Genomic DNA, 24,603 nt, shown 5'->3' on the forward strand with positions numbered 1-24,603 from the left:
CGCCTTGACGCAAGCCATCTTATAACATACATTTATTATGTAATTCATAAAGTATGGAAGCCATTCCATGACCGACCCTGTCATCGCGGCTGCCACCAGCCAGATCACAACATGCCGCGCCACGGGCCATATGCCTGTTGTCAGGACGTTTTTTGACGATCCGACCTTCACCGCCACCCATGTCGTCCATGACCCCGCCACCATGGCCTGCGCCATCGTGGACAGCGTGATGGACTACGACCCCGCATCCGGCCGGACCGATCACGCCATGGCGCAGGAAATTGTGGATTACGTGACGGCGGAAAAACTGAAGGTGGAATGGCTGCTGGAAACGCATGTCCATGCCGACCACCTGTCCGCGGCACCCTGGCTGCAGGAACGGCTGGGCGGCAGGCTGGGGATCGGGGAATCCATCATCCGCGTGCAGGACATCTTTGGCAAAATGTTCAATGCGGGCACCCGTTTCGCGCGCGACGGGTCGCAGTTCGACCGCCTGTTCAGCGACGGGACACGGTTCATGCTGGGTTCGCTGCCCGCCATCGCCCTGCACGTACCTGGCCACACGCCCGCGGACATGGCGTATGTGATCGGGGACGCCGCCTTTATCGGGGATACGCTGTTCATGCCCGATTACGGCACCGCGCGCGCCGATTTTCCGGGGGGCGACGCCCGCACGCTGTACCATTCCATCAGGCGGCTGCTGTCGCTGCCTGACGAAACCCGTGTCTTCCTGTGCCATGACTACAAGGCGCCGGGACGCGACGAATATGCGTGGGAAACCACAATCGGCGCGGAACGACGCGACAATGTCCACGTTCATGACGGCGTGGATGAAGATGCATTCGTCAAAATGCGCACCGCACGCGATGCCACGCTGTCGCTGCCGAACCTGATCATGCCTTCGGTGCAGGTCAACATGCGTGGCGGGCACCTGCCCGAACCGGAAGACAATGGTGTAAGTTATATCAAAATCCCGGTCAGCGGTTCATGACATTCCTGTTACAGCCGATTAGAGCCGGTTTTACATTCTGAGTTACGGAGACCCTTCATGACAGATACCGACCCAGCCGCCCCGAACCTGTCCAGCCCCGCGCACGGGCTGACCTATGATGTCGTCGTGGTAGGCGGCGGGGCGGCCGGCCTGTCCACGGCAGCCAGCATTCTCAAGCGCCGGGGCGGTATCACGGTCGCGATCATCGAACCGTCAGGATCGCATTTCTACCAGCCGGGCTGGACGCTGGTGGGCGGCGGCGTATTCAAGCAGTCCCAGACGCGGCGTTCGGAAAAGCGGCTGATCCCCGCCGGCGCGGACTGGGTGCAGGCGGCGGCGACCGGGTTCGAGCCCGAATCCAATCTTGTGCACCTGTCGAACGGGTCATCCATCCGTTACGAGGTGCTGGTTGTCGCAACCGGCCTGACGCTGGACTGGGACGGGATCGAGGGGCTGAGCGAAACGCTGGGCCGCAATGGCGTGACCTCCAACTATCGTTATGACCTTGCCCCCTACACCTGGCAGCTGGTGCAGACGCTGGGCCGGGGCAATGCCGTGTTCACCCAGCCGCCCATGCCCATCAAATGCGCGGGCGCGCCGCAGAAGGCGATGTACCTGGCCTGTGACGCATGGCGCAGGCGGGGACTGGCTGACAATATCAATGTCTCCTTCCACACCGCCACGCCGGGCCTGTTCGGGGTGAAGGAATTCGTACCGGCGCTGATGGAATACATCCAGCGCTACCACATCGACCTGTGCCTGAAATCCAACCTGACGAAGGTGGATGGCAAGAACCGGGTCGCCACCTTCACCAACGTGGCCGAAGACGGCACCAAGACCACGACCGAGACGGAATTCGACATGCTGCATGTCGTCCCGCCCCAGCGTGCGCCGGACGTGATCCGCAACAGCCCGCTGGCAGGTGAAGGCGGCTGGGTATCGGTTGACCCCGCCACCCTGCGACACACGAAATATGAAAATGTGTTCGCACTGGGTGACGTGGCTGGCACCTCCAACGCCAAGACGGCGGCCGCCGTGCGCGTGCAGGCCCCGGTGGTTGCGGTCAACGTGCTGGCCACGCTGGACCACAAGCCCGCCGTCGCCGATTACGACGGTTACGGCGCATGCCCGCTGACGGTCGAACGCGGGAAGATCGTGCTGGCGGAATTCGGTTATGGCGGCAAGCTGGAGCCGACCCTGCCGACATGGCTGCTCAATGGCCGCAAGCCCACGCATCTGGCATGGATGCTGAAGGAATGGGTCATGCCGGTGCTGTACTGGGATGGCATGCTCAAGGGCCGTGAAATCATGGTCGCCCCCCACAAGATCGGCACGCCGCGCTAAGGGACTGTTTCAGAACAGGCCATTGATAAAAAACAATAAGAGTTTCCGGGTGCCGCCTTTTTCCAAAAAGGCGGCATTCTTTCTGAAGCTTTGAAAAAGCTTCACCGGACACTTTTCTAAAACAGTTTTTTATCCAATGGGATGATGCATGGCCACGTGGGGTGGACCTTCATGCGGCCATGCGTATGAATACGGGCATGGATACCAAGCCGTCTGCCACCCACCATGTGGGGTCTTCCCGTCCGCTGCGCCTGGCCGATGATGTGGTCAGCCATGCCGTCTATGGCGGTCCGGACAAATGCTACCGCTATGAACTGACGCGCACGTGGAATGCGGATCGCCCCGCTGTCATGTGGCTGATGATGAATCCGTCGGTCGCGACCGAGGATGGGGATGACCGCACCGTAGCCAAATGCCAGCGTTATGCCCGTGCATGGGGCTACGGCACGCTGCTGGTGGGCAACACGTTCGCCTATCGCTGCACCGACCAGAAACGCCTGACGGAGGTACCCGATCCCGTTGGTCCCGATAATGACCGTCACCTGCTGGACATGGCGCGCCGGGCCGACCTGGTGATTGCCGCTTACGGCTCCCCCCAGATCAGGAGCCTGCTGTCGCGCGGGCCGGACGTGGTGCGGATGCTGCAGCAGCATGGCATTACCGTCAGCGCCATGCGCCTGAGCCGCCGTTCGGGCCGGCCTGAACATCCGTTATACCTGCCCGCCGACCTGCGTCCTGAACCCCTGCCCGCCTATCCACCCGCCTGAACGTCCCGCAGGGGCATGCGGCGGGCGGTGGCAGGCCGGCCGGTCAGAAGCTTTCTTCCGCCCGGCAGTTGACCGGCACTTCGGAAATGCTGACCTCGTTGGGGGAGGTGACAAGGAAATGGGCAATGCGGCCGATTTCCTCCGGTGGGGTCATTTTCAGGTCCGGCATCATGCCGGCCACCATGTCCGTCTTGACGAATCCGGGGCAGATGACAGTGGACCGGATGCCATGGTCAAAACCTGCATGCCGAATGGCGTGCGCCAGCGCCAGCGACCCGAATTTGGATACGGCATAGGCCCCCGAATCCGCATCATAAACCCGCTTGCTGGACAGTGAACCGATCACGATCACCCGTCCCTGCCCACAGGCCACCAGTTGGTCCCATGCGGCGGCCACGAGCCTGCGGGGGCTTTTGATATGGACTTCCAGCATGTCATCCATATCGCGTTCCGAAATATCGATGACGCTTTTCCATGTGCCAATGCCCGCATTGGCCACAACGGCATCAATCCGCCCGAAACGGGCCTGCGTTTCCTTCACCCACGCCGCTTCGGTCGCGGCGTCAAGCGCATCATAGCGGGAGACCAGCACACGTTCCCCATCCGCCCATGCGGGCATGTGGGGGGTGCGCATGCCAAGGCTGACGCACCAGCCCTCGTCATGAAATTTGCGGGCGATGGCGGCCCCCATGCCGCGCGCGGCACCTGAAACCATAATGACCCGTCCGGACTCTACCATGTAGGCTTCCTGCATCCTGTTTGTTGTCGATACAGGTCCCATCCTTTCACATGCTGAACGATCTGACGAATTCATATGCATGCCGTAATGAACAGGCAGCCATCATTTCCTATGAGCAGATAAAAGTTTTCGGGTATCGCCTTTTTTCAAAAAGGCGATGTTTTCTGAAGCTTTTGGAAAAAAGCTTCACCAGAAACTTCTTCATTATCCAAACAGCGCCAGTTGCCGGGGCGCAGGCTGCGTATCGCGCGCGCGCAGTCCCGATACGGTAATGCCCAGCAGTCTTATGCCCCGTGGCGGGGGAAAGCATGGGGCCAGCAGCGCCTGCGCCCGATCCGTCAGGTCGCCTGCGTCACGCACCGGTTCCGCCGCCGTACGCCCGCGCACGATCTGGCGGAAATCATTGTATTTTACCTTTATGGTCACGGTAACGCCCGTCAGGCTGCGGGCAGTACAGCGGTCCCATACCCGTGCCGACAGGTCCGCCACACTGTTACATGCCGCAGGCCAGTCATGGATATCGGCTTCAAATGTTTTTTCAGCCCCTACCGAACGGCGTGGACGGTTGACCTCGACCGGGCGTTCATCAATTCCGCGCGCGATGCCGTAATAGAAATCCGCCGCCTTGCCAAAATGCCGCAGCAGGCGGGACAGCGGCTGCTGGCGCAGATCCAGCCCCGTGCGAATGCCCAGCGCGTGCATCCGCGCCGCCGTGGCCGGGCCGATGCCGTGGAATTCCTCAACCGGCAGGGCGGCTACAAAATCGGCGCCCATGCGCGGTGTTATGACAAACTGCCCGTCCGGTTTGCGATAATCCGACGCCAGCTTGGCCAGGAATTTATTGTAGGATACACCAGCGGATGCGGTCAGCCCCGTCTCTTCACGGATAAGGTCGCGAATGGCCTGCGCAATCGCCGTGGCGGATGGATAGGGCTGCAGGGGGTGCGTGACATCCAGATAGGCTTCATCAAGCGAAAGCGGCTGGATCAACGGGGTAAAACGCGAAAAAATGTCATGAATCCGTGCCGAGACGGCGCGATAGACATCAAAGCGCGGCGGCACGAACAGCAGGTCGGGACATTTACGCAGCGCGGTCACGGACGGCATGGCCGAACGGACACCGAAACGGCGGGCTTCATAACTGGCGGCGGCCACCACGCCACGGCGGCCCACGCCCCCTACCGCAAGGGGCCTGCCCCGCAGGGCGGGATCATCGCGCTGTTCAACCGAGGCATAGAATGCATCCATGTCCACATGGATGATACGGCGGTACCCTGGCGACTGCGTCACGGCACACCACGGGCCTGGCAGCAGGACGTGCCGCGCGCGGCCACGCCCCGACGGGGCATGGCCGGCACGACATTACGGCAGATCAGCCGTTGCACTTCTTCTTCTTAAGGAAATACGCGATGACGCCGGCAATCGCGCCAAGAACCAGGATGCCCTTGAGGCAAGGGGACTTGGAAGGGCACTTGGTTGTACATTCAGACATGGTTCATTCCTTGATAGACAGGTCCGTTCCAGACGGGAACGGCACTGTTTCATACTAACGCATGGCGGAAACATGACCATACCGCATTTTTACATGATTGCGCCGGGTCAGGCCTGACATGCGAAGACAGGGCAGCCGCATTGCGTTGCCACATCTTTTGTTACATCTGGCGCCGCGCGATGATGCAATGACAGAGACCGGAGATATGAACCATGAAGAAGTTTGCCTTACTGCCCGCCGCCGCCCTGATGATGGGAACCGCGCTGGGTGTCGCCCATGCCGCCCCTTCCAACGGCCGTGCCGTCAATCGTGACTTCGCCAAGCTGTCGGCTGATGGCAGCCGCGCGTTTGACGATATCGCCATGGCCCGCACCGCGCTGGCCAATAACGACCCTGCCGGCGCGGCCAAGCTGCTGACCGACGCCAACAATGCCCTGACCCGCGCCAAGAGCGACAACAAGGTGTTCATGAAGGCGGAAGCCCAGCTGACCCCGCCCAAGAAGGCGCCGGCTGGCGCGCCCGCTCCCTCCGCCTCGGCATCCACCCAGCCTGTCGCATGGCTGCCGGTTGACGGCGAATATATCGTGACCGAAGACCTTGAGCCCACGTCCCCCAAGGGGTCGGCCGTGGCGTCCGCCAATACCAGCCTGAACAAGGGCCAGACCGCACAGGCGGCACAGAACCTGCAGGTCGCGGCCGTGGATGTTGACTTCGTCCTGGCCATCGCACCGCTGGATGCCAGCGCGGGCGATGTCTACCGTGCGTCCAACCTGCTGGCGGGCAAGGACACCAAGGGCGCTGACAGCGCGCTGCAGGAAGCCCAGAACAGCATCCGCTTCGTATCCGAAGACATGGTCGGCTCCCCTGATGGCCAGGGTAGCGGCAAGAAGTCCGCCCACTGATACGCGGTCGTTTCCGGTCGTTTTCATGCATCGCATGTTGACGTCACATGCCGCTTCCCGGTCAGGGAAGCGGCATCGCCTGCCTGACCGGGCGCGGACAGCCTGGCGCATGGCCGCATATGTCGGCCTGGCCTGTGCATTCCTGTCGGCCCGACCTGCATGGGCTGGCGGTGAAATCGAACTGTGCCTGCAACAGCACGCGGTGGAAAACGCCTTTGTGCAGGATTCCCCGGCGCGGGGTCCGATCCATGTGCCCGCAGGCACCGCACTCAGCTACGCCGGACATGCCTTCGGCCCTGCATCTGACCCACTGGATCGTGCCCATGCCGCCCCGGACGGGGATGGGTGGCGTAACATCCCCCCTGCGGAAGAAGCACGTCGCCGCCAGTTGCAGATGGAAGATATCGGGGGGGATGGCGATTATCACCGTCCACAGGCGGCCCTCATGACCACAACGGCGGTAACCCTGTCCCATGCCCATCCCTGCGCGCGCATTGGCGCGACGGCACTCCTGTCCGATGACTGGACATGGACAATGGATACCATTCCGGCCCGTCCCGACATGTATTTTCAGGTGTATGGCACGGTCACCGGTGACCAGCTTGACCCGACATTCAACAATGATGCCGATCCATTCCAGTGGACCGCAGCCCATGGCGGCCTGAACGCCATTGTTACCCAGACCATTGACCAGTCACTGACCCTGCGTTCAGGGGGATAGGTGTTACGCGAATTTAAATAATATACTGCCTTATACTCTGGCTGTCCTGAACCGTTCCTTAACCGGTGCCACATGCCCCATCCGGGCCGTTGCATTCAGTTACCGGAAGGATGGATGACCGAAGAGGGTGGCGTAACATAACATGCATGCTAAATGTTGTTTTAACAGCCCTTCTGACAGGTTCGACAACCTTGGCAGCCGATGGGAAAGTATGGAGAACGGGATGGCCCTCTATCAGTCCGCACAGTTTGTTGATACGTGGACCGATCCTGAATTCGACAAGATCCATCCCCCCCGTACCGTGGCGCCCCATTCCGGCATTTACCGCTGTGTTGGCTGCGGCGTGGAAATTGCCGTAAGCGAAGGGCATCTCCTGCCCCCCGCCCACGCCCATCCACACCGGCTGGGCACGCGGGAAGCGTGGCAGATGGTGGTCTATGCCGACCACCGTCCCAAACTGGTGTGAACCCTCACTGATCAGGTGCGGTACATGGATGTACCGCAATCCCTTACCACCAGCCACCGCCCCACGGGCCGCCCCAGCCGCCACCCCAGCCCCACATGCCCCAGTTCCATGAGGCATCCTGGTACATGTCAGCCGTCATCTGCTGCTGGTCTGCCAGGTTCTGGGCCTGCACATAGGACATGTACCGTCCATAGGCCGCCTGGTTACCGACATACAGGCAGTTGCATACCTTGGGGTCGGAATAGACATACAGCATGTGATCCCCGAACGATTTCTGAAGAAACCGGTTGGCGGGAAGTTTCTGCAACATTTCCTGACGTTCCGGCGTATTGGCCGGACGTGCGACGAACCCTGCCGCGGCAAGGCTGTTTTCCTTGTCCACGATCTGGTCATGCACGCTTTCACACGCGCTCAGGCTACCTGCCGCCGCGATCAGCAATATGCCGCCAGTGTATAGATGCCTGAACCTTTTACGGTGTCCCATCGACATTCTGCCTGTTTCCATCCTGTTAATTCCCGCATCCTGTCCCATGCGCGAAACGGAATAAAGATGTCACAGAAAAAACATATGCATTATTCCGACCGACTTTGATTTATCTCATGTCCGGGGATGGAACACCAATGCAATAACAGCAGGGCGATGGGGGCATCGCATATCGAATCATCACTTTAAAACTCAGGCAGGCTTACCATATGGTGGCCTGCCTTTTTTTGTGTTGCCAAGTATTCCCTGTAACCTATGTCTTTTTTCAAGGCATGGAGTGCCAGTATCCGCACCACATGCCAGCCGGGACGCGATCAGAAAACCGCCACCTGCGCCTTGGCCCGTTCAGGGGTTACGGCAAGTGGGCCGCCTTCGTCACGCAGGACATAACCCTGTCCCCATACGGTGGAGATAAGCTGCCCTGCCCCGGCGACCTGCAGTTTCTTGCGCAGCTTGCAGATGAATACGTCAATGATTTTCATTTCCGGTTCATCCATGCCGCCGTACAGGTGGTTCAGGAAGGCGTCCTTGGTCAGCACCATGCCCTTGCGCAGCAGCAATAGCTCCAGGATCATGTATTCCTTGCCTGTCAGATGCACGTTCTGGCCATGTACCGTGACTTCCCGGCTGTCCAGGCTCAGTTCAAGCTCCCCCGCGCGTAGCGTGGGTTCGCTATATCCCTTTGATCGGCGGATGACCGCCTGCATCCGCGCAACCAGTTCCATGGATTCATAGGGACGTGTCACATAATCGTCCGCACCGATGGAAAATGCCTTCACCTTGGCCATGGAGGCCCGCTCTTCCGACAGGATCAGCACCGGGGTCGGTACACGCGCGGCCCGACTGATACGCAGGACTTCATACCCATCCACATCAGGCAGCCGGACATCAATGACGGCAAGATCGTAATTATACGATTTCAGCATTCCCAGCGCATCATGCCCCGTATCGACATGATCTACCGTAAATCCACCTTTTTCCATGTGCCGGGTGGTCTCTTCGGCTTTTCGTGCAACAGGCTCAACAAGCAAAATCCGCATATCGACCATCCAGTAGATATTTTACAACGTAACCACCTATAGGTGCATTGTAATTCGCAGACAACCTAAAGTTGATAATATATTACTGCCCTGTTATAATATTTATGGATTAATATCATTTGTTTTGTTAATTAACCATTAAGATGGCCACGTCGCCATTCCAGCCGTATGATCCAGTGGCCCCGCCCCGCTGCCATAGCCGGGGGCCCCGGCAATCGCCTTGTGTACATACGCGCGTGCCCGTACCACCGCATCACGCAGGGACATGCCCTGACCCAGGCCGGTCGCAATCGCACTGGCCAGCGTGCAACCGGTACCGTGCGTATGGCGGGTATGGATGCGCCGAGTCACGAATTCTTCCGCCGCGCCACCACGCGCCAGCAGCACATCCACCAGTTCGTCGCCCTCCATATGCCCACCCTTGAGCAGTACGGCACGTGGTCCCAGCGCCAGCAGATCATGTGCTGCGGCAACCATTTCCATCCGGTTCCCGATCCGCCGGTCCAGCAGGACCTCGGCTTCCGGCAGGTTTGGGGTCAGGACGGATGCAAGCGGCAGCAGCCGGGATTTAAGGGCGGACAGCGCACTGTCCTGCAATAACGCGGCGCCTCCCTTCGCCACCATGACCGGATCAAGGACGTAGGGAATGCCGACGGCTGTCATCAGCACGCCGGCGATTGCCTCGATCACCTCGGCGCGGTCGAGCATGCCACTCTTGAACGCATCCACGCCAAGGTCATCCATGACACAGCGCATCTGGGCGATGACGAAGGCGGGTGATACCGGCATCACCTCATGCACGCCCAGCGTGTTCTGCGCCGTCAGCGCCGTCACGGCGGTCATGGCGAAACCACCCAGCATGGTGACGGTCTTGATATCCGCCTGGATACCGGCCCCGCCCCCGCTGTCGCTGCCAGCCATGATCAGGATACGTCCCTTCATGGATCAACCCGCCATCTGGATCGCGTTGATCGCGTCGCACATGTCCTCGACCACTTCTTTCACCAGCACTTCATCTTCCGCTTCCGCCATCACGCGCACCAGCGGTTCCGTCCCGCTTTCACGCAGCAGCAGCCGCCCGCGTTCCCCCAGGCGTTTTTCCGCGGCCTTGCGGGCTTCATGCACCTGCGGGTCCTGCAACGGGCTTTTCCCGGCAAAGCGGACATTTTGCAAAAGCTGGGGATAGGGCTTGAACATGCGGCAGACCGCGCTGGCGGGGCGGCCGGATTCCACCACTTCCGCCAGGACCTGCAGGGCGGCGATCAGCCCGTCGCCCGTAGTGGCGAAATCGGACAGGACCATGTGCCCTGACTGCTCGCCCCCGATATTCGCACCCAGTTCGCGCATCTTTTCCACGACATAGCGGTCGCCTACCGCCGTGCGGACCAGTTCCAGCCCCTGTGTTTCCAGATAGCGTTCCAACCCCATGTTGGACATGACCGTGGCCACGATATACCGGCTGGACAGCCGTCCCTGCCGCGCCCATGACTTGGAAATCAGGGCAAGGATCTGATCGCCATCAATCAGCCGGCCCTTTTCATCGGAAATCAGCACCCGGTCGGCATCCCCATCCAGGGCGATACCGATATCCGCCCGGTGCCGCAATACGGCAGTGCACAGGGCTTCGGGACGGGTGGAGCCGCAGCCTTCATTGATGTTGATGCCATCGGGGTCGCACCCGATCCGCACGACCTCCGCCCCCAGTTCCCACAATGCCGTCGGCGCGACGCGGTAGGCCGCGCCATTGGCGCAGTCGATCACGATCCGCAGCCCATCCAGCCGCAACCCGCGCGGGAAGGAGGATTTGGCGTTTTCCACATACCGTCCCGCCGCGTCATTCAGGCGGGACGCCCGACCGATCTGGTCCGGGGCTGCCAGCATATGGGTCAGATCGGAATTCATCGCCGCCTCGATCCCGGCTTCCGTCTCATCCGACAGCTTGAATCCATCCGGGCCGAACAGTTTGATGCCGTTATCACCATACGGGTTATGCGACGCCGAAATCATGACCCCCAGATCCGCGCGCAGCGAACGGGTCAGCATGGCAATGGCAGGTGTCGGCATCGGTCCCACCAGCGTCACATCCATGCCTGCCGACAGGAAGCCCGATACCAGCGCGCATTCGATCATGTACCCCGACAGGCGCGTATCCTTGCCCAGCAGCACACTATGGCGGTGAGTCCCCTGAATGAAGCGGAGGCCGGCAGCCTGTCCCAGCTTCTGCGCCACTTCGACCGTCATGGGAAAACGGTTGGCGGTGCCCCGAATTCCATCAGTGCCGAACAGCTTTCTTGTTTTTACCATTACTGGGGATCTCCGGATGCATTCAGGTCGTACACCCGACCTACCTTACCTGTCAGTGACGATCCAGCCCTTGGGTGACACGCATCGCCTGCATCATGGCCGTAACGTTGTGAACACGCAGCACGGTATCTGCAAAAACCAGTCCCGGCAGGCTGGCGGCGATGGTGGCCGGATCACGGCGGGCCGCATCTGGCTGGGCGCAGATTTCACCCAGCATGCGCTTGCGTGAAACGCCCAGTACCACCCGACAGCCCAGATTGGCCAGCAGCGGAAGACGGGCCAGCAGGTCCAGATTACCCTCCACCGTCTTGGCAAAGCCGATGCCCGGATCAACCAGTATGCGCGCCCTGTCGATACCGGCATCCACCGCTTCATCCACCCTGTGCGCCAGTTCGCGCACCACATCCACCGCAACATCGTCATACGCTGCATGGTCATGCATGGTTGCAGGCGTGCCCCGCATGTGCATGAGCATGACCGGGCAGCCATGCCGCGCCACCACTCTGCGCGCAGCCGGATCATATGTGAGGGCCGAGACATCATTGATGATACTGGCCCCCGCCCCCAATGCGCGGTCCATGACCATGCCCTGTCGCGTATCAATGGACAGGTGCAGGTTATCAAGACCGGTGCATTCCCGCACCGCACGGATAACGGGCCCGATACGGCGCCATTCTTCTTCCGCCGTTACCGGCGGGGCGCCGGGACGGGTGCTTTCACCGCCGATATCAACAATCCGGCATCCGGCCGCATACATCGTCCGTATGGCCTCCAGCGCGGGCGCGGCATGATAATGCCGTCCCCCATCACTGAAACTGTCGGGCGTGACATTGATGATTCCCATCACCTGCGGGCCGGACGGCAGACCGGCATCGGGAAACGGCGCGCTGACCCGGTCCGCAACCTGTGCCCATTGCGCGGGAAGGAGGCAGGCAGGCACGATATGTCCGTCTTCCTCCCCGCCCCATAACCGCGCCAGCGTATAGGCTGATGGTCCGCCTGCCAGCCAGCGGGCCAGCCCGGCCGTTACAGCCTGTCGGGCGGCAGGCCCATGCAGCAGGCCAAGGGGTTCAATCAGCCAGTCGTTCATCATCATCTGTCAATGCGGGTGTCGTACTGCAAATACCAGGGGCGTCTGTAGTAAAGCTTTTTTCCAGAATATTTCCGGACATGCCGCCTTTTGTCAAAAAGGCGGCAGCCAAAAACTTTTATTGCTTTTTTATCAAAAGATTATTTGGAAACAATCTCTTATGCCCCAGATACAAATATGGCGAGACAGCCATGGGCCACCCCGCCATATTCTTCCGTCCGGATCAGATGTCCTAACCAGCCGGCGCCGTACCAACCCCACCGCCACCTTCTGGCGCAGGAAGCGGTGCAACCGGGGCCGAGGGAGCCGAAGGCGGCACGGACGGACGCCGGTTTTCCGGCATCGGATCGTCAACCACCACCCGCTCGATCTTCTCGCCGCGCAGCACCTGCCGGATTTCCTCACCCGTCAGGGTTTCATATTCCAGCAGGGCACTACCCAGACGGTGCAACTGGTCAATGTGTTCCAGCAGCAGGCTACGCGCACGGTCGTAGGCGGCGTCGATCAGCTTGCGGACCTCGTTATCGATCTCGCGGGCCGTTTCCTCCGACACGTTCTTGTTCTGGGTCACACTGTGGCCAAGGAACACTTCCTGCCCGTTGCCACCATAGGCCACCATGCCAAGCTTTTCGCTCATGCCCCATTCGGTCACCATCCGGCGGGCCACATCGGTCGCCATCTTGATGTCACCCGACGCCCCGGTGGAGACATTGTCGGGGCCAAAGATGATTTCCTCCGCCGCGCGCCCGCCCATGGCCAGCGTCAGCTTGCCGATGCACCATGACCGGCTTTCGGAATAGCGGTCCTTTTCCGGCAGGCTCATCACCATGCCCAGCGCACGGCCGCGCGGAATGATGGTCGCCTTGTGAACCGGGTCGGAACCGGGCGTGAGGATACCGACAAGGGCATGGCCACCTTCGTGATAGGCGGTCATCTTCTTCTCGTCCTCGGTCATGACCAGGGACCGGCGCTCGGCCCCCATCATCACCTTGTCCTTGGCGTTCTCGAATTCCAGCATGGCGACGGTACGCTTGCCCAGGCGGGCGGCCATGAGGGCGGCTTCATTGACAAGGTTGGCCAGATCCGCACCCGAAAAACCAGGCGTGCCACGGGCAATCACCTTCGGGTCCACATCAGATGCCAGCGGCACCTTGCGCATATGGACACGCAGGATCTTTTCACGGCCTGCCACATCAGGGTTGGGCACCACGACCTGACGGTCAAAGCGGCCGGGACGCAACAGGGCGGGATCCAGCACGTCGGGACGGTTGGTCGCGGCAATCAGGATCACGCCCTCATTGCTGTCAAACCCGTCCATCTCGACCAGCATCTGGTTCAGGGTCTGCTCACGCTCATCATTCCCGCCGCCGAGGCCCGCGCCACGATGACGGCCCACGGCGTCGATTTCGTCAATGAAGATGATGCAGGGCGCGGCCTTCTTGCCCTGTTCGAACATGTCACGGACACGCGACGCGCCCACACCCACGAACATTTCAACGAAGTCGGAACCGGAAATGGTGAAGAACGGCACGTTGGCCTCACCCGCGATGGCGCGGGCCAGCAGCGTCTTACCGGTGCCGGGGGGACCAACCAGCAGCACGCCCTTGGGGATCTTGCCGCCCAGGCGGGTGAACTTCTGCGGATCACGCAGGAAGTCGACGATTTCCTGCAGTTCGCCCTTGGCTTCATCAATGCCCGCCACGTCGTCAAACGTCACGCGGCCCTGCTTTTCGGTCAGCATCCGTGCGCGCGACTTGCCAAAGCCCATGGCGCGTCCGCCACCAGACTGCATCTGGCGCATGATGAAGATCCACGCACCCACCATGAGCAGCAGCGGCGCATAGTTGATCAGGTAACGCAGGAAGGGGTTGGTGTCGCTTTCCAGCGGCTTGGCCGCAACCTCCACCCCCTTTTCCGTCAGGCGGGAAATCAGGGTCGGGTCCTGCGGCGCGTACGTGTCGAACGAGGTGCCATCCGTCAGTGTGCCGGTGATGTTATGTTCCTGCACCACGACAGACCGGACATGCCCGCTGTTCACGTCCCCGATGAAATCGGAATATGCCAGTTGCTGCGATGCGTGCTGCACGCTTCCCGGCTGGAAAACGTTAAACAGCAGCAGCAACAGGACGATGATGATAACCCACAGGGCCAGGTTACGGCCGAAATTGTTCATCTTGCCTACTGTTCCATCCGCTGGCCCCTTCGCCATCACCCCACGCGGGCAGACGAACAGACGCCACGTTCACTACGTCCTATCATACATAGGACGATCAAGGGACATTCACACCCCCAATCCACCACCTTTTATGACAATGGATCAGCAAGGCCTGCCATCGGGCGCATAAAACATGGCCCCGGGCAGCACGGGATGGGGTGGCTGGTTCACAAAAACCGCATCGGCCGCGCAATCCTGCGTGCGCAGTCCCATATGCGGAACGGCCATGACCCGGCCATCATGCCACAGCGCGGGCAGCGTACGCAACACGCGCGCGGGCCAGACGGACCGCGACCGGCCGGCAGGCCACCATGATGCTACGGCACCCGCCGCCCCCATCATCCACCCCGGCGCAAGGCCATGGGCCCGCAGCATGAACCGCCGGTCCCATACATCTCCCGCGCGGGCTGGCATGGGTGGGGCAAGTGCCGATTCCTCACGCGCGATGATCCACTGCCCATCGCGCCACGGGATGATGGCCGTCCCCGCCAGGGTTGCGGGCCGCGGCGCATGGACCAGTCGCCCGACGGCCTCATGCCCGGGCGGGTAATCCCGTCCACCAACCACGCGGATCAGGGCGGCAAGCAGTCTTGCGGGCGCCAGCCCCGCAGGCAGCACCACCCATCCCCCGCAATGAAACCGTGCATGGTCCGCAAGCCATTGCGCATCCGCCGCATCATGCGCCATGCGCCCGGCCCCCGCGCGTCGGGCCGCTGCCAGCAACCGCGTGGCATGCGTCCCGTCATGGGCCAGCGCCTGCCGCGCCCGCGCGCGTTCGGTACGCAGGTCATGGTTTGATGGATCTTCCACCCATGCCACCCCCGCCGCGCGAACGGTGGCATACAGGGCAGACTTGGCAACGCCCAGCAATGGCCGGACAATGCGCACATCTGCCACGGGCGTCGCAACCGCCATGGCCGCCAGCCCGTCATCACCACTGGCGGCGCGCCTGCGCATCATGACCGTTTCAGCCTGGTCCCCCGCATGATGGGCCACCAGCAGGTCCAGCGCCCCGATTTCCCGGCAGACGGCGAACAGGGCCTGATAGCGCATGCGCCGGGCACGTTCCGCCATGCGGGGGCCACGTGCCAGCCCCGTCAGGGTCAGCAGGCGACCGGGAATACCAAGCGTGGACAGCCGGGCTAGGGTCTGCACGGCTTCGGACCGGGATTCGGCACGCAGGCCATGATCGACCACCAGTGCCATCACGTCATGCCGCCATTGCCGTGCAAGGATGGCCAGCGCCATGCTGTCCGCCCCGCCCGATACCGCAACCGCCACCGGCACGCCCTGGCCCGGCCATGGGCCAAGGGACGCCATCATGGTGGCAAAACGTGACGGATCGACGGGTTCAGCCGAAAGCACCAGCGCCCTCTCGCAGGTCAGCTACACTTGGCGCGTTTACGGTAAACCTGTTCGGCGGACTTGATACGGGCGGCGGGTTCGGGAAATTCGCTGGAGAGCTTGTCCAGCGCCTGACAGGCCGATGCCTTGTCATTCAGCGCCACAAGCGTCGCCGCCACCCCCAGCAGGGCACTGGGCGCGCGCTGCCCGTGCGGTGCGCGGTTATAGGCGTCATAATAGGCCAGCGCCGACTGACGGTACTGTTTCTGCCCCGCCAGCGACTGGGCCAGCAGGTACTGGGCATCCACCTGCCGGGGGGATTTGGGTCCGGACAGGACCTGCTGCGCATCAGCCTGCGCCGTGGCGTAATCCTGCTTCAGCAACGCGTCATTGCCGGCCTTCAGCACATCATCAGGCGTGCGCTTGGCTGCCGGGGCGGCGGTGGTCGCGGGCGGGGCAACGGTGCTGGAACCCGTGCCGCCGTGGCCATGCTGCATGGCGAAGTCCATGTCGCCGATCTGCTTGCTCAGGGCGGCATTCTGCTGCTGTACCTGATTGGTCAGCTGGTCGATCTGGCCACGCATTTCCCGCGTCTGTTCTTCCAGTGCGTTTACACGGTCAAGCAGTTGCAGGGTCAGGGTATTGTCACCAGCAGCCTGCGCCAGCCCCATGCCTGCCAGCGAGACCCCACCGGCCAGCACGCCCACCCTGCCCCACCGCCGGCACAGAAGGGGGACCGAAAGGAAACATGACATCACAGACTGCATGGACCAAACCCTTTGAAACACAAGACATGCATACCTAAAACAAAACCGGCCGAGCGATAAGCGCCCGGCCGGTTCCATAACTGTCACGCCATCAAAAGCGTGGGCAGAAACTTACTGTACCGCCGTGATGGCGTTACGGTTCTGGGCCCAGGATGCTTCGTCATCGCCAACAGCGGTCGGACGGTCCTTACCATAGGAAATGGTGGTGATGCGCGATGCATCGACACCCTTCGCCACCAGATAGTCATGCGCAGCATTGGCACGACGTTCACCCAGCGCGATGTTGTATTCTTCCGTGCCACGGTCATCGCAGTTGCCAGCGATCTGCACGTGTACCTGCGGGTACTTGGCCAGCCAGGCAGCCTGCTTGTCCAGCGTTGCCTTCGCATCGCTTGACAGCGTGTTCTGGTTCAGCGCGAACAGCACGCGGTCACCCGCGGTTGCGACCAGATCAGCCTCGCTGCCCGGGGTCGGGCCGACCTGCTGCGTGGCGGCGCCCGTGTTCACGTTCTTGTTCGCATGATCGGAACAGGCAGCGAGAAAAAGGGCCATGCCGGCCGCACCGAGAAGCTTCAGTTTCATTACTTTTGATCCTGGATCGGTTTCATTTCTTGAAACCATTTGTTGAATTTCCGGATTTAAATATAGAACGGTCCCGAGTCTCGTTGCGCCCTGCCAAACAAACTGTCCAACAGAAACTCGCGATCGCTGGAAACCGCCACCAACATAGAGGTAAAACCCGGCCACAGTCAATGTTGGACAAACACATACCCGCCATTTGCTAAATGATTAGGTAGCGGAATATTATCTGTCCAACACATTGAAAGAATTACTTGTTCAGCGGCGACCATGTCGGATCGGAGGCGCTGCCCGCCGGCAGGGCCCGTTCATGGAAGCCGGTAATGTCAATTGTATTGATACCTGTTGCAAATCCGGCACCATTTCTGCCCGCCGAACTCTGGCGGCAGAAAGCCAGCACGCGGCCATTGGGGCAGAAAGTCGGGCTTTCCACCGTAAAGCCCTGCGTCAGGATCCGCTCCCCCGTTCCATCAGGCGCCATGACCCCCAGCGAGAAGCTGCCATTGGCAATACGCGAAAATGCGATCAGGTCACCACGCGGGGACCAGACCGGGGACCCGTAATACCCGTGGCCATAGGAAATCCGTTTCGCGTCACCGCCTGCGGCACTCATGATATAAAGCTGCGGCGAACCACCACGGTCGGAGTTGAAGACGATCTGCGACCCGTCGGGGCTGTAGGACGGGCTGGTGTCAATCGCGCCGGATGACGTGATCTGCCGCCGCGCCATCGTTGTCAGGTCCACCGTATAGATGTCCGACCCGCCGCCACGCGTGACCGACAGGACCACGGAACGTCCATCCGGGGCGAAACGGGGGGCAAAGGAAATACCCGAAAAGTCACCCAGCAGCCTCTGCTGTCCGGTATTCAGGTTGAACAGGTAAACACGCGGCCTGTAGTTGGCATAGGACATGAATGCCAGTTCACTATTTGCCGGGTTGAAACGCGGCGTCAGCGTCAGCCACTGCCCGTTGGTCAGGTAACGGCTGTCCGCCCCGTCCTGATCCATGATGGCAAGCCGCGTGATCTGTCGCGCCCGCGGACCGGAACGCGCAATATAGGCAATGCGGGAATTGAAATATCCCTGCTCACCCAGCAGGCGGCCATAGATCACATCGGCGATCACATGCGCAATGCGGCGCCAGTCCTGGGCTGCCGCGGTGTAGGCCGTGCCCTGGATCTGCTTGCCGGTCATGACATCCCACAGCCGGAATTCCACCCGCAGGCTGCTGCCCTGGTCCATGACCTTGCCGGTCATGGCCGCGCGCGCGCCCATGGACTTGTAGCTGCCAAAATCGGGCGTGCCCTGCGGCATGCTGGCGCTGATGGGACGGAACAGGCCGCAATTGGCCAGATCGGCGGAAATCACATCCGTGATCTGCTGCGCGACACCGCTGCCCAGCGACGGCAGGACAATGGGAATGGGCGCGGTGCGGGCCTGGTCCACCGTGATTTCGGCATCGCCAGCCTGCGCATGGGCGGCACCCGCGGCGAACAGCGGCGTGGCCATAAGGCCACCGGCCACCCCTGCCCCCATGAAACCACGACGGCCAAAGGCCGCGGCCAGCCGGTCGGCATCATCATCTGGAATCAAAGGCTTTACGCTTGATGTCATTTTCATCTCCCCGTCTTCGTCCACCTGTTCTCAGGGACGGAATACGAATTTCAGTTGCCTGGTCTGGCCCAGAAGATTCTGCGGAATGGGCAGTTTGGCACAGGTGGGGCTGAGCACCGCATCACGCGCACGTTCCGCCAGTGCGCGATAGGACGGGTCCGACGCCATCTGCGCCTGCGTCTGGGGGGCGAATTCCACTAGGCGTGCCGTGCCCGTCTCATCCACTGTCACAACCAGATGCGCCACGAACTGGGCATAATTACGCGCAGCCGTATCTTCCGAATAACAGCGGCGCACGGAATTGCCGATCGCCTTCTGCTGCGTTGCGTTCAGCGCACTGGTGATATCCCCATCCGGCGTTCCACCGCCATCGGGGGCGCCACCCTGCTGCGGGTTGGGCCGCGCCTTGGGCGGATGGGTCTGCTTCTGGTCCGCGCGGAAGGAATCCAGCGTGGCCAGCAGGGAATGCGTATCAGGCACGTGCTTCTTCGCCTCGTTGGGCTGCGTCGTGCTTGAGTGTTCCTGCACCTTGGGTGCGGCCGTCGGGTCCGGCTGGGCCGAAGGGGGCACGGGGGCATGGGCCTGTGCCGGCGCGGCCTTGGGCGGCGTGGGCGGCAGCTTCACCGCATCGGGCGAGGGCTGCTGTTCACGCGGCGGCGTTGGCGCGTCGGGCACGGGCTTGGGCGCCTGCTGCGGTGGCGGCATGGGCGGCGGTGGCGGCGGCGGCGGGGCCGCTTCCTCATTGGGCGCCTTTTCGGGCGGGGCGGGCGCGGGTGGTGCCTCCTGCCTGACCGGCGCGGGCGCCGGGGCGGGCTTGGGCGCCGGCCTGTCGCCCTTATGCGGGGTGGACGTGCCGGTATCGGCCGCGAATTCCATCTCGATCGTGGGCGGCGGAGGCGGCTCCTTGGGAACCGGCACCGGCATCCGCAGCAGCACGGCAAGCAGCAGCGCGACATGCAGCCCGCCCGATACAATGACGGAACGCCGCATGAGGATACGTTCGGAACGACGCGGTGGCACCACGATCAGACGGCTCCCGGTATCAGGTTCAGCTTAATGGCCGCCGGGCGGCTGCTGCGCCAGCAACGCCACGTGCGTAAAGCCACCTGCCGTGATCTGGCCCATGATCTGCATCACCCGGCCATAGTCGATATGGGAATCCCCACGCACGAAAATGCGGTGTTCACGGTCATTCTGGGCCGCGGCCTTGAGCTGATCCACCAGCTGGTCGGGCGAGACGGGTTCATCACCCAGGTACAGGTCGCCATTGGACCGGATCGAGACGGTAATCGGCTTGGTATCGGTATTGACCGGGGCCGCATCCGTCTTGGGCAGGTCCACGTTCACGCCGCTTGTCATCATCGGTGCCGTCACCATGAAGATGATGAGCAGCACCAGCATCACGTCAACCAGGGGGGTGACGTTGATTTCCGCCATGGGCCGCCGCTTGCGCCGGCGTCCGCGCAGGTCGCTCAGGCTTGCCCCCATGATCACGCACCCCTTTCTTCGGACTGGCGTGACAGGATGGCGGCGAATTCGGTGCCGAAGGCGTCCAGCCGGTCTTCGAACACGCTCATGCTGTTGCTGATCACGTTATAGGCGATCACCGCCGGGATGGCCGTGACAAGGCCGATGGCGGTCGCGAACAGGGCTTCCGAAATGCCGGGGGCCACGACGGACAGGTTGGTGTTGTGCATGGCCGCGATCGACCCGAAGGCATGCATGATGCCCCACACCGTGCCAAACAGGCCGATGAACGGCGCCACGGGCCCGATGGTGGCCAGGAAGATGATCCACCGGTTCAGGCGGTCCATTTCACGCGTGATGGTAATGGCCATGGCGCGGTTGACGCGATCCTGCACCCCACCATGCACCAGGTCGATGCCGGTAATGCGCGATGAACGCCGCCATTCCCCCATGGCCGCGCCAAACACGGCGGCCATCGGGTGGACCGGCTTCGCGCCATCGGATTCATACAGGTCGTCAAGGCTGCCACCGGCCCAGAAGCGTTCCTCAAAATCATTCGCCTGCCGGTTGACCCGGCGGACAGTCGTGAATTTGTCGAAGATGATTGCCCACACAATCACACTGCAGGTCACCAGGCCAATCATTACCAGCTTAACGACAACCGATGCGTGCATGAACAACGCCCACATCGACAGATCACCTGCTGCAGCGCCCAGATTCGCCGCGTTAACCGCTTGGTCCAAATATACCTCCTGCCCACCTTGACCGTTCGCACAAACACGAAACTTGCCCCTTTAGCAAGTCACGGCCAACCCGCTTTCCGCACAGCCTTGCGTCCCGGTCAACCCATGGCACGAAAAGCACATGCATACTGCATGCCTTCGTCTGGCTCAGGCCACGAGTTCGCGTAAAAGATCACGCCATCGCGGCGGAAATCGGGCAGCCCGTCCATCCTGCGCACGCACGCAGGCCAGACGGACATCCAGCGACCCGCACCCCAGACCGCCATTCCCGTCCACACGGTGGAAGTCCTGCATGAGCCGGCAGCTTGCCGCCCCGAGGTCCGTCAGGCGAGTCGTGATGCGCACGATGTCATCCAGCCGCAGCGGCGCGCGGTAGTCGATGGCGGCATGCCGCACCACGAAGGCCAGCCCGTAATCGGCCAGCAGGTCGGACGCCGCCTGCCCCTGCGCGCGGATCGCTTCCGTGCGGGCGCGTTCCGCCAGCGCAAGGTAGCGGGCATGATAGACGACGCCCCCCGCGTCCGTATCCTCGTAGTAGATACGGAAATCGATATTATGTTCCACCATTCAGTCATCCCCCAGCAGGTCGCCCTGTCCGGGCGTGCGGGCGGGGGGCTGCAACCCGAGATGGCGCCAGCCCCGTTCGCCCAGCATGCGCCCGCGGCTTGTCCGTAGCACAAGCCCTTCCTGAATCAGGTAGGGCTCGATCACATCCTCGAGTGTATCGCGCGCCTCGGCCAGGGCGGCCGCCAGCGTTTCAACCCCCACCGGGCCGCCATGGTGGTATTCGGCAATGCGGCGCAGGTACCGGCGGTCCATGCCATCCAGCCCCATCGAATCGACTTCCAGACGCGACAGCGCGGCATCCGCCAGCACCCGGTCAACCGGCCCGCTGCCCGCACGCGCCACGGCGGCGAAGTCGCGCACCCGGCGCAGCAGCCTGCCCGCGATACGCGGCGTGCCACGCGAACGGCGGGCGATTTCCTCCGCCCCCTCCGGTGTCAGGTCGAATTCCAGCTTGCGCGCGCCACGGGTCACGATCTGGCACAGTTCCTCAGGGGTATAGAACACCAGCCGCAGCGGAATGCCGAACCGGTCCCGCAGCGGCGTCGCCAGCAGGCCCGCGCGCGTGGTGGCGGCCACCAGCGTAAAGGGGGCCAGGTCAATCCGCACCGAACGCGCGGCAGGCCCTTCCCCAATGATCAGGTCAAGCTGGAAATCCTCCATCGCCGGGTACAGCACTTCCTCGATGGACGGGTGCAGGCGGTGGATTTCGTCAATGAACAGCACGTCGCGCGGCTGCAGGTTGGTCAGGATCGCAGCCAGATCCCCCGCGCGCTGGATCACCGGCCCCGATGTCGCGCGAAACCCCACGCCCAGTTCACGCGCCACGATCTGCGCCAGCGTGGTCTTGCCCAGTCCCGGCGGCCCATGCAGCAGCACATGATCCAGCGCATCTCCACGCTGCCGGGCGGCGGCGATGAAAATGGCCAGGTTTTCGCGGCTGGCCTTCTGGCCGGTGAAATCATCCAGCGTCTGGGGCCGGAGCGAGCCTTCGCTACCGTCTTCCTCGCCCCGTCGGGCGTCGATTTCGCGCTCGGGCTGTTCGCTCATCGTGCCAGTTCCTTCAGCGCGTCACGGATCACGACATCCAGATCGGCCTTGCCGTCCAGCCGGTCAATGACCCGTTCCACCACCGGCTGCGCCTCCGCCCGGCGGAAGCCAAGCCCGGACAGCGCCAGCAGCGCATCCGCCGCGATGCTCCGCTGCGTCGGCACGGTAATGGTCACGCCCGGCACCACGCTGCCCGCGGGCGCGCCCGTGGGCATGCCTTCGCATTTGTCACGCAGTTCGGTCACGATACGCTGGGCAAGACGCGCGCCCACGCCCCCCGCGCGGGTCAGCATGGCCTTGTCGCCCCCGCCAATGGCCACCATCAGGTCAGCCGGCGGCAGGACGGACAGGATGGCCAGCGCCACCTTGGCCCCCACCCCCTGCACGGTGGTCAGCAGGCGGAACCATGACCGCTCCGACGCCTCGGCAAAGCCATACAGCAGGATGGCGTCCTCGCGCACCACGGTTTCCACCAGCACCAGGGCCAGTTCCGGCGGCTGCGGCAGGACCGCCAGCGTGCGCGAGGACGCCTGCACCAGATAGCCGACGCCGCTTACGTCAATCACGCAGCGATCCGCCTCCACCTGCGCCAGCAGGCCACGCAGCTGCGCGATCATGCCATCCTCGTCGCATTGGCGATATGCATGGCGCTGGCGCGATGGTGGGCGTGGCAGATGGCCACCGCCAGCGCATCCGCCGCATCCGCGCGCTTCAGCAGGGCCGTGGGCAGGATCCGGCGGACCATCATGCCGACCTGTTCCTTTGTCGCGGCCCCGGTGCCGACCACGGCGCGCTTGACCGTCTTTGCTCCGTATTCGGATACGGGAATATCCAGCAGCATCGGCACCAGCAGCCCCACGCCACGGGCATAGCCCAGCTTCAGCGTCGCAGAACCGTTGCGGTTGACATAGGTTTCCTCGACCGCCGCTTCATCGGGGGCGAAGTTACGGGCCAGTTCCAGCAGCGCATCATGCAGGTGACGCAGACGCTCGGGCACGGACAATGCCGAATCGGTGGCGATCACACCATCGGCAACATGGCTCAGCCGGTTGCCCTGCGCCGTCACGACCCCCCAGCCGGTAAAACGCAGGCCAGGATCAATGCCAAGGATGCGGACCACCGGCCGGATCAGGCCGACAGCTTTTCGGCCACGTCGTCCGGCACGTCGAAATTGGCGTATACCGCCTGCACGTCGTCGTGGTCTTCCAGCGTGTCGATCAGCTTGAACACGCTGCGCGCCTTGTCTTCATCCAGTTCAACCGTATTGGACGGCCGCCAGTCCAGCCGGGCCGAAGCGGGTTCGCCAAAACGGGTTTCCAGCGCGTCGCGCACGGCAAAGAAGGATTCGACCGGACAGGTCACTTCATGCATGCCGTCCACGGTCTCGACATTCTCGGCACCGGCTTCAAGCCCGGCTTCGATCAAGTCGTCCTCGCTCGCCGCATCCAGTGGATAGGTGATCACCCCCAGGCGGGTGAACATGAAGGACACCGAGTTCGTCTCCCCCAGCGAACCGCCATGCTTGGAAAACGCCGCGCGGACATCGGATGCCGTACGGTTGCGGTTATCCGTCAGCCCTTCCACGATCACGGCCACGCCGGCCGGGCCGTAACCTTCGTAACGGACTTCGGTGTAGTCATCACCGCCGCCAGCGCCCGATGCCTTCTTGATCGCGCGTTCGACCGTGTCCTTGGGCATGTTGACTTCACGCGCGGCCGAAATCGCGGCGCGCAGGCGCGGATTCATGGCCGGGTCGGGCATGCCTTCACGCGTGGCCACGGTGATTTCACGGATGACCTTGGCAAACTGCTTGGCCCGCTTCGCGTCCTGCGCGCCCTTGCGGTGCATGATATTCTTGAATTGGGAATGACCCGCCATCGTTCGTCCCTGATCCTGTTTCGTCTATCGTTCTTGGCCAT

The 24,603-nt window shown here is 62.4% G+C and carries 26 protein-coding genes; 6 read left to right on the forward strand and 20 right to left on the reverse strand.

Going from position 1 to position 24,603, the window contains the following annotated elements; translation table 11 throughout:
• Positions 1–67 precede the first annotated feature (67 nt).
• The 3 genes from S101446_RS09455 to S101446_RS09465 all read left to right on the forward strand — a co-directional run bounded on the left by S101446_RS09455 (position 68) and on the right by S101446_RS09465 (position 3,102).
• Positions 68–991, forward strand: a complete 924-nt coding sequence (locus S101446_RS09455; RefSeq protein ID WP_087608240.1) for an MBL fold metallo-hydrolase — start codon at positions 68–70, stop codon at positions 989–991.
• A 57-nt stretch (positions 992–1,048) separates the two neighbouring features.
• Positions 1,049–2,335: an NAD(P)/FAD-dependent oxidoreductase gene (locus tag S101446_RS09460; protein ID WP_010510870.1), complete on the forward strand. Its 1,287-nt coding sequence runs from the start codon at positions 1,049–1,051 to the stop codon at positions 2,333–2,335.
• A 179-nt stretch (positions 2,336–2,514) separates the two neighbouring features.
• Entirely contained in the window at positions 2,515–3,102 is a 588-nt protein-coding gene (locus S101446_RS09465; protein ID WP_187293513.1) for a DUF1643 domain-containing protein, read from the forward strand.
• A 43-nt stretch (positions 3,103–3,145) separates the two neighbouring features.
• Here the strand turns inward: S101446_RS09465 and S101446_RS09470 are convergent, their stop codons facing one another.
• Positions 3,146–3,841, reverse strand: a complete 696-nt coding sequence (locus S101446_RS09470) for an SDR family NAD(P)-dependent oxidoreductase (protein WP_239648239.1) — start codon at positions 3,839–3,841, stop codon at positions 3,146–3,148.
• 204 nt (positions 3,842–4,045) lie between these two features.
• On the reverse strand, positions 4,046–5,131 hold the full coding sequence (gene dinB / locus S101446_RS09475) for a DNA polymerase IV (protein ID WP_087608241.1): 1,086 nt from the start codon (positions 5,129–5,131) through the stop codon (positions 4,046–4,048).
• A 414-nt stretch (positions 5,132–5,545) separates the two neighbouring features.
• Between dinB and S101446_RS09480 the strand changes: the two genes are divergently transcribed.
• The 3 genes from S101446_RS09480 (at position 5,546) to S101446_RS09490 (ending at position 7,422) form a co-directional block, all read left to right on the forward strand.
• Positions 5,546–6,235 carry a YfdX family protein gene (locus tag S101446_RS09480; RefSeq protein WP_010510878.1) on the forward strand — a complete coding sequence of 230 codons (690 nt, stop codon included), beginning with the start codon at positions 5,546–5,548 and terminating at the stop codon, positions 6,233–6,235.
• 109 nt (positions 6,236–6,344) lie between these two features.
• A complete protein-coding gene (locus S101446_RS09485) occupies positions 6,345–6,956 on the forward strand; it encodes a hypothetical protein (protein WP_019085084.1) in 612 nt (203 codons plus the stop codon).
• 223 nt (positions 6,957–7,179) lie between these two features.
• Positions 7,180–7,422 carry a hypothetical protein gene (locus tag S101446_RS09490; protein ID WP_010510883.1) on the forward strand — a complete coding sequence of 81 codons (243 nt, stop codon included), beginning with the start codon at positions 7,180–7,182 and terminating at the stop codon, positions 7,420–7,422.
• Positions 7,423–7,465: 43 nt separating this feature from the next.
• Here the strand turns inward: S101446_RS09490 and S101446_RS09495 are convergent, their stop codons facing one another.
• The 18 genes from S101446_RS09495 to S101446_RS09580 all read right to left on the reverse strand — a co-directional run bounded on the left by S101446_RS09495 (position 7,466) and on the right by S101446_RS09580 (position 24,562).
• Complete coding sequence (locus S101446_RS09495) at positions 7,466–7,861, reverse strand: hypothetical protein (protein WP_010510886.1); 396 nt, start codon at positions 7,859–7,861, stop codon at positions 7,466–7,468.
• Positions 7,862–8,220: 359 nt separating this feature from the next.
• Positions 8,221–8,946, reverse strand: a complete 726-nt coding sequence (locus tag S101446_RS09500) for a response regulator transcription factor (RefSeq protein ID WP_019090956.1) — start codon at positions 8,944–8,946, stop codon at positions 8,221–8,223.
• A 138-nt stretch (positions 8,947–9,084) separates the two neighbouring features.
• Complete coding sequence (gene thiD / locus S101446_RS09505; RefSeq protein ID WP_019085081.1) at positions 9,085–9,888, reverse strand: bifunctional hydroxymethylpyrimidine kinase/phosphomethylpyrimidine kinase; 804 nt, start codon at positions 9,886–9,888, stop codon at positions 9,085–9,087.
• Between the two features lie 3 nt (positions 9,889–9,891).
• Complete coding sequence (glmM, locus tag S101446_RS09510; RefSeq protein WP_087608242.1) at positions 9,892–11,250, reverse strand: phosphoglucosamine mutase; 1,359 nt, start codon at positions 11,248–11,250, stop codon at positions 9,892–9,894.
• 52 nt (positions 11,251–11,302) lie between these two features.
• The gene (gene folP / locus S101446_RS09515) at positions 11,303–12,340 is read right to left on the reverse strand and encodes a dihydropteroate synthase (protein ID WP_157684865.1); all 1,038 of its coding nucleotides are present in this window, start codon (positions 12,338–12,340) and stop codon (positions 11,303–11,305) included.
• A 232-nt stretch (positions 12,341–12,572) separates the two neighbouring features.
• Positions 12,573–14,513, reverse strand: a complete 1,941-nt coding sequence (ftsH, locus tag S101446_RS09520; protein WP_019085078.1) for an ATP-dependent zinc metalloprotease FtsH — start codon at positions 14,511–14,513, stop codon at positions 12,573–12,575.
• A gap of 144 nt (positions 14,514–14,657) precedes the next feature.
• Positions 14,658–15,920 (reverse strand): tRNA lysidine(34) synthetase TilS, encoded by a 1,263-nt coding sequence (gene tilS / locus S101446_RS09525; protein WP_087608244.1) that lies wholly within the window; start codon positions 15,918–15,920, stop codon positions 14,658–14,660.
• A gap of 17 nt (positions 15,921–15,937) precedes the next feature.
• Complete coding sequence (locus S101446_RS09530) at positions 15,938–16,666, reverse strand: tol-pal system YbgF family protein (protein ID WP_010509122.1); 729 nt, start codon at positions 16,664–16,666, stop codon at positions 15,938–15,940.
• 111 nt (positions 16,667–16,777) lie between these two features.
• A complete protein-coding gene (gene pal / locus S101446_RS09535; protein ID WP_010509121.1) occupies positions 16,778–17,248 on the reverse strand; it encodes a peptidoglycan-associated lipoprotein Pal in 471 nt (156 codons plus the stop codon).
• A 247-nt stretch (positions 17,249–17,495) separates the two neighbouring features.
• Positions 17,496–18,860, reverse strand: coding sequence for a Tol-Pal system beta propeller repeat protein TolB (gene tolB / locus S101446_RS09540; RefSeq protein WP_026019616.1), 1,365 nt, complete (start codon positions 18,858–18,860; stop codon positions 17,496–17,498).
• A gap of 30 nt (positions 18,861–18,890) precedes the next feature.
• Positions 18,891–19,883, reverse strand: a complete 993-nt coding sequence (locus S101446_RS09545) for an energy transducer TonB (protein ID WP_087608245.1) — start codon at positions 19,881–19,883, stop codon at positions 18,891–18,893.
• 30 nt (positions 19,884–19,913) lie between these two features.
• A complete protein-coding gene (tolR, locus tag S101446_RS09550; RefSeq protein WP_026018492.1) occupies positions 19,914–20,348 on the reverse strand; it encodes a protein TolR in 435 nt (144 codons plus the stop codon).
• Positions 20,349–20,350: 2 nt separating this feature from the next.
• Positions 20,351–21,016: a protein TolQ gene (gene tolQ, locus S101446_RS09555; RefSeq protein ID WP_010509099.1), complete on the reverse strand. Its 666-nt coding sequence runs from the start codon at positions 21,014–21,016 to the stop codon at positions 20,351–20,353.
• A 201-nt stretch (positions 21,017–21,217) separates the two neighbouring features.
• Positions 21,218–21,637 carry a YbgC/FadM family acyl-CoA thioesterase gene (locus S101446_RS09560; RefSeq protein ID WP_010509098.1) on the reverse strand — a complete coding sequence of 140 codons (420 nt, stop codon included), beginning with the start codon at positions 21,635–21,637 and terminating at the stop codon, positions 21,218–21,220.
• Positions 21,638–22,684: a Holliday junction branch migration DNA helicase RuvB gene (gene ruvB, locus S101446_RS09565; protein WP_010509097.1), complete on the reverse strand. Its 1,047-nt coding sequence runs from the start codon at positions 22,682–22,684 to the stop codon at positions 21,638–21,640.
• Positions 22,681–23,301 carry a Holliday junction branch migration protein RuvA gene (gene ruvA, locus S101446_RS09570; RefSeq protein ID WP_048851879.1) on the reverse strand — a complete coding sequence of 207 codons (621 nt, stop codon included), beginning with the start codon at positions 23,299–23,301 and terminating at the stop codon, positions 22,681–22,683. Before ruvA ends, ruvB begins: the two co-directional genes overlap by 4 nt.
• Positions 23,298–23,804: a crossover junction endodeoxyribonuclease RuvC gene (ruvC, locus tag S101446_RS09575; RefSeq protein WP_010509095.1), complete on the reverse strand. Its 507-nt coding sequence runs from the start codon at positions 23,802–23,804 to the stop codon at positions 23,298–23,300. Before ruvC ends, ruvA begins: the two co-directional genes overlap by 4 nt.
• A gap of 8 nt (positions 23,805–23,812) precedes the next feature.
• A complete protein-coding gene (locus S101446_RS09580) occupies positions 23,813–24,562 on the reverse strand; it encodes a YebC/PmpR family DNA-binding transcriptional regulator (RefSeq protein ID WP_010509094.1) in 750 nt (249 codons plus the stop codon).
• Positions 24,563–24,603: the final 41 nt, after the last annotated feature.

Source organism: Komagataeibacter europaeus (assembly GCF_002173515.1).
GTDB lineage: Bacteria > Pseudomonadota > Alphaproteobacteria > Acetobacterales > Acetobacteraceae > Komagataeibacter > Komagataeibacter europaeus.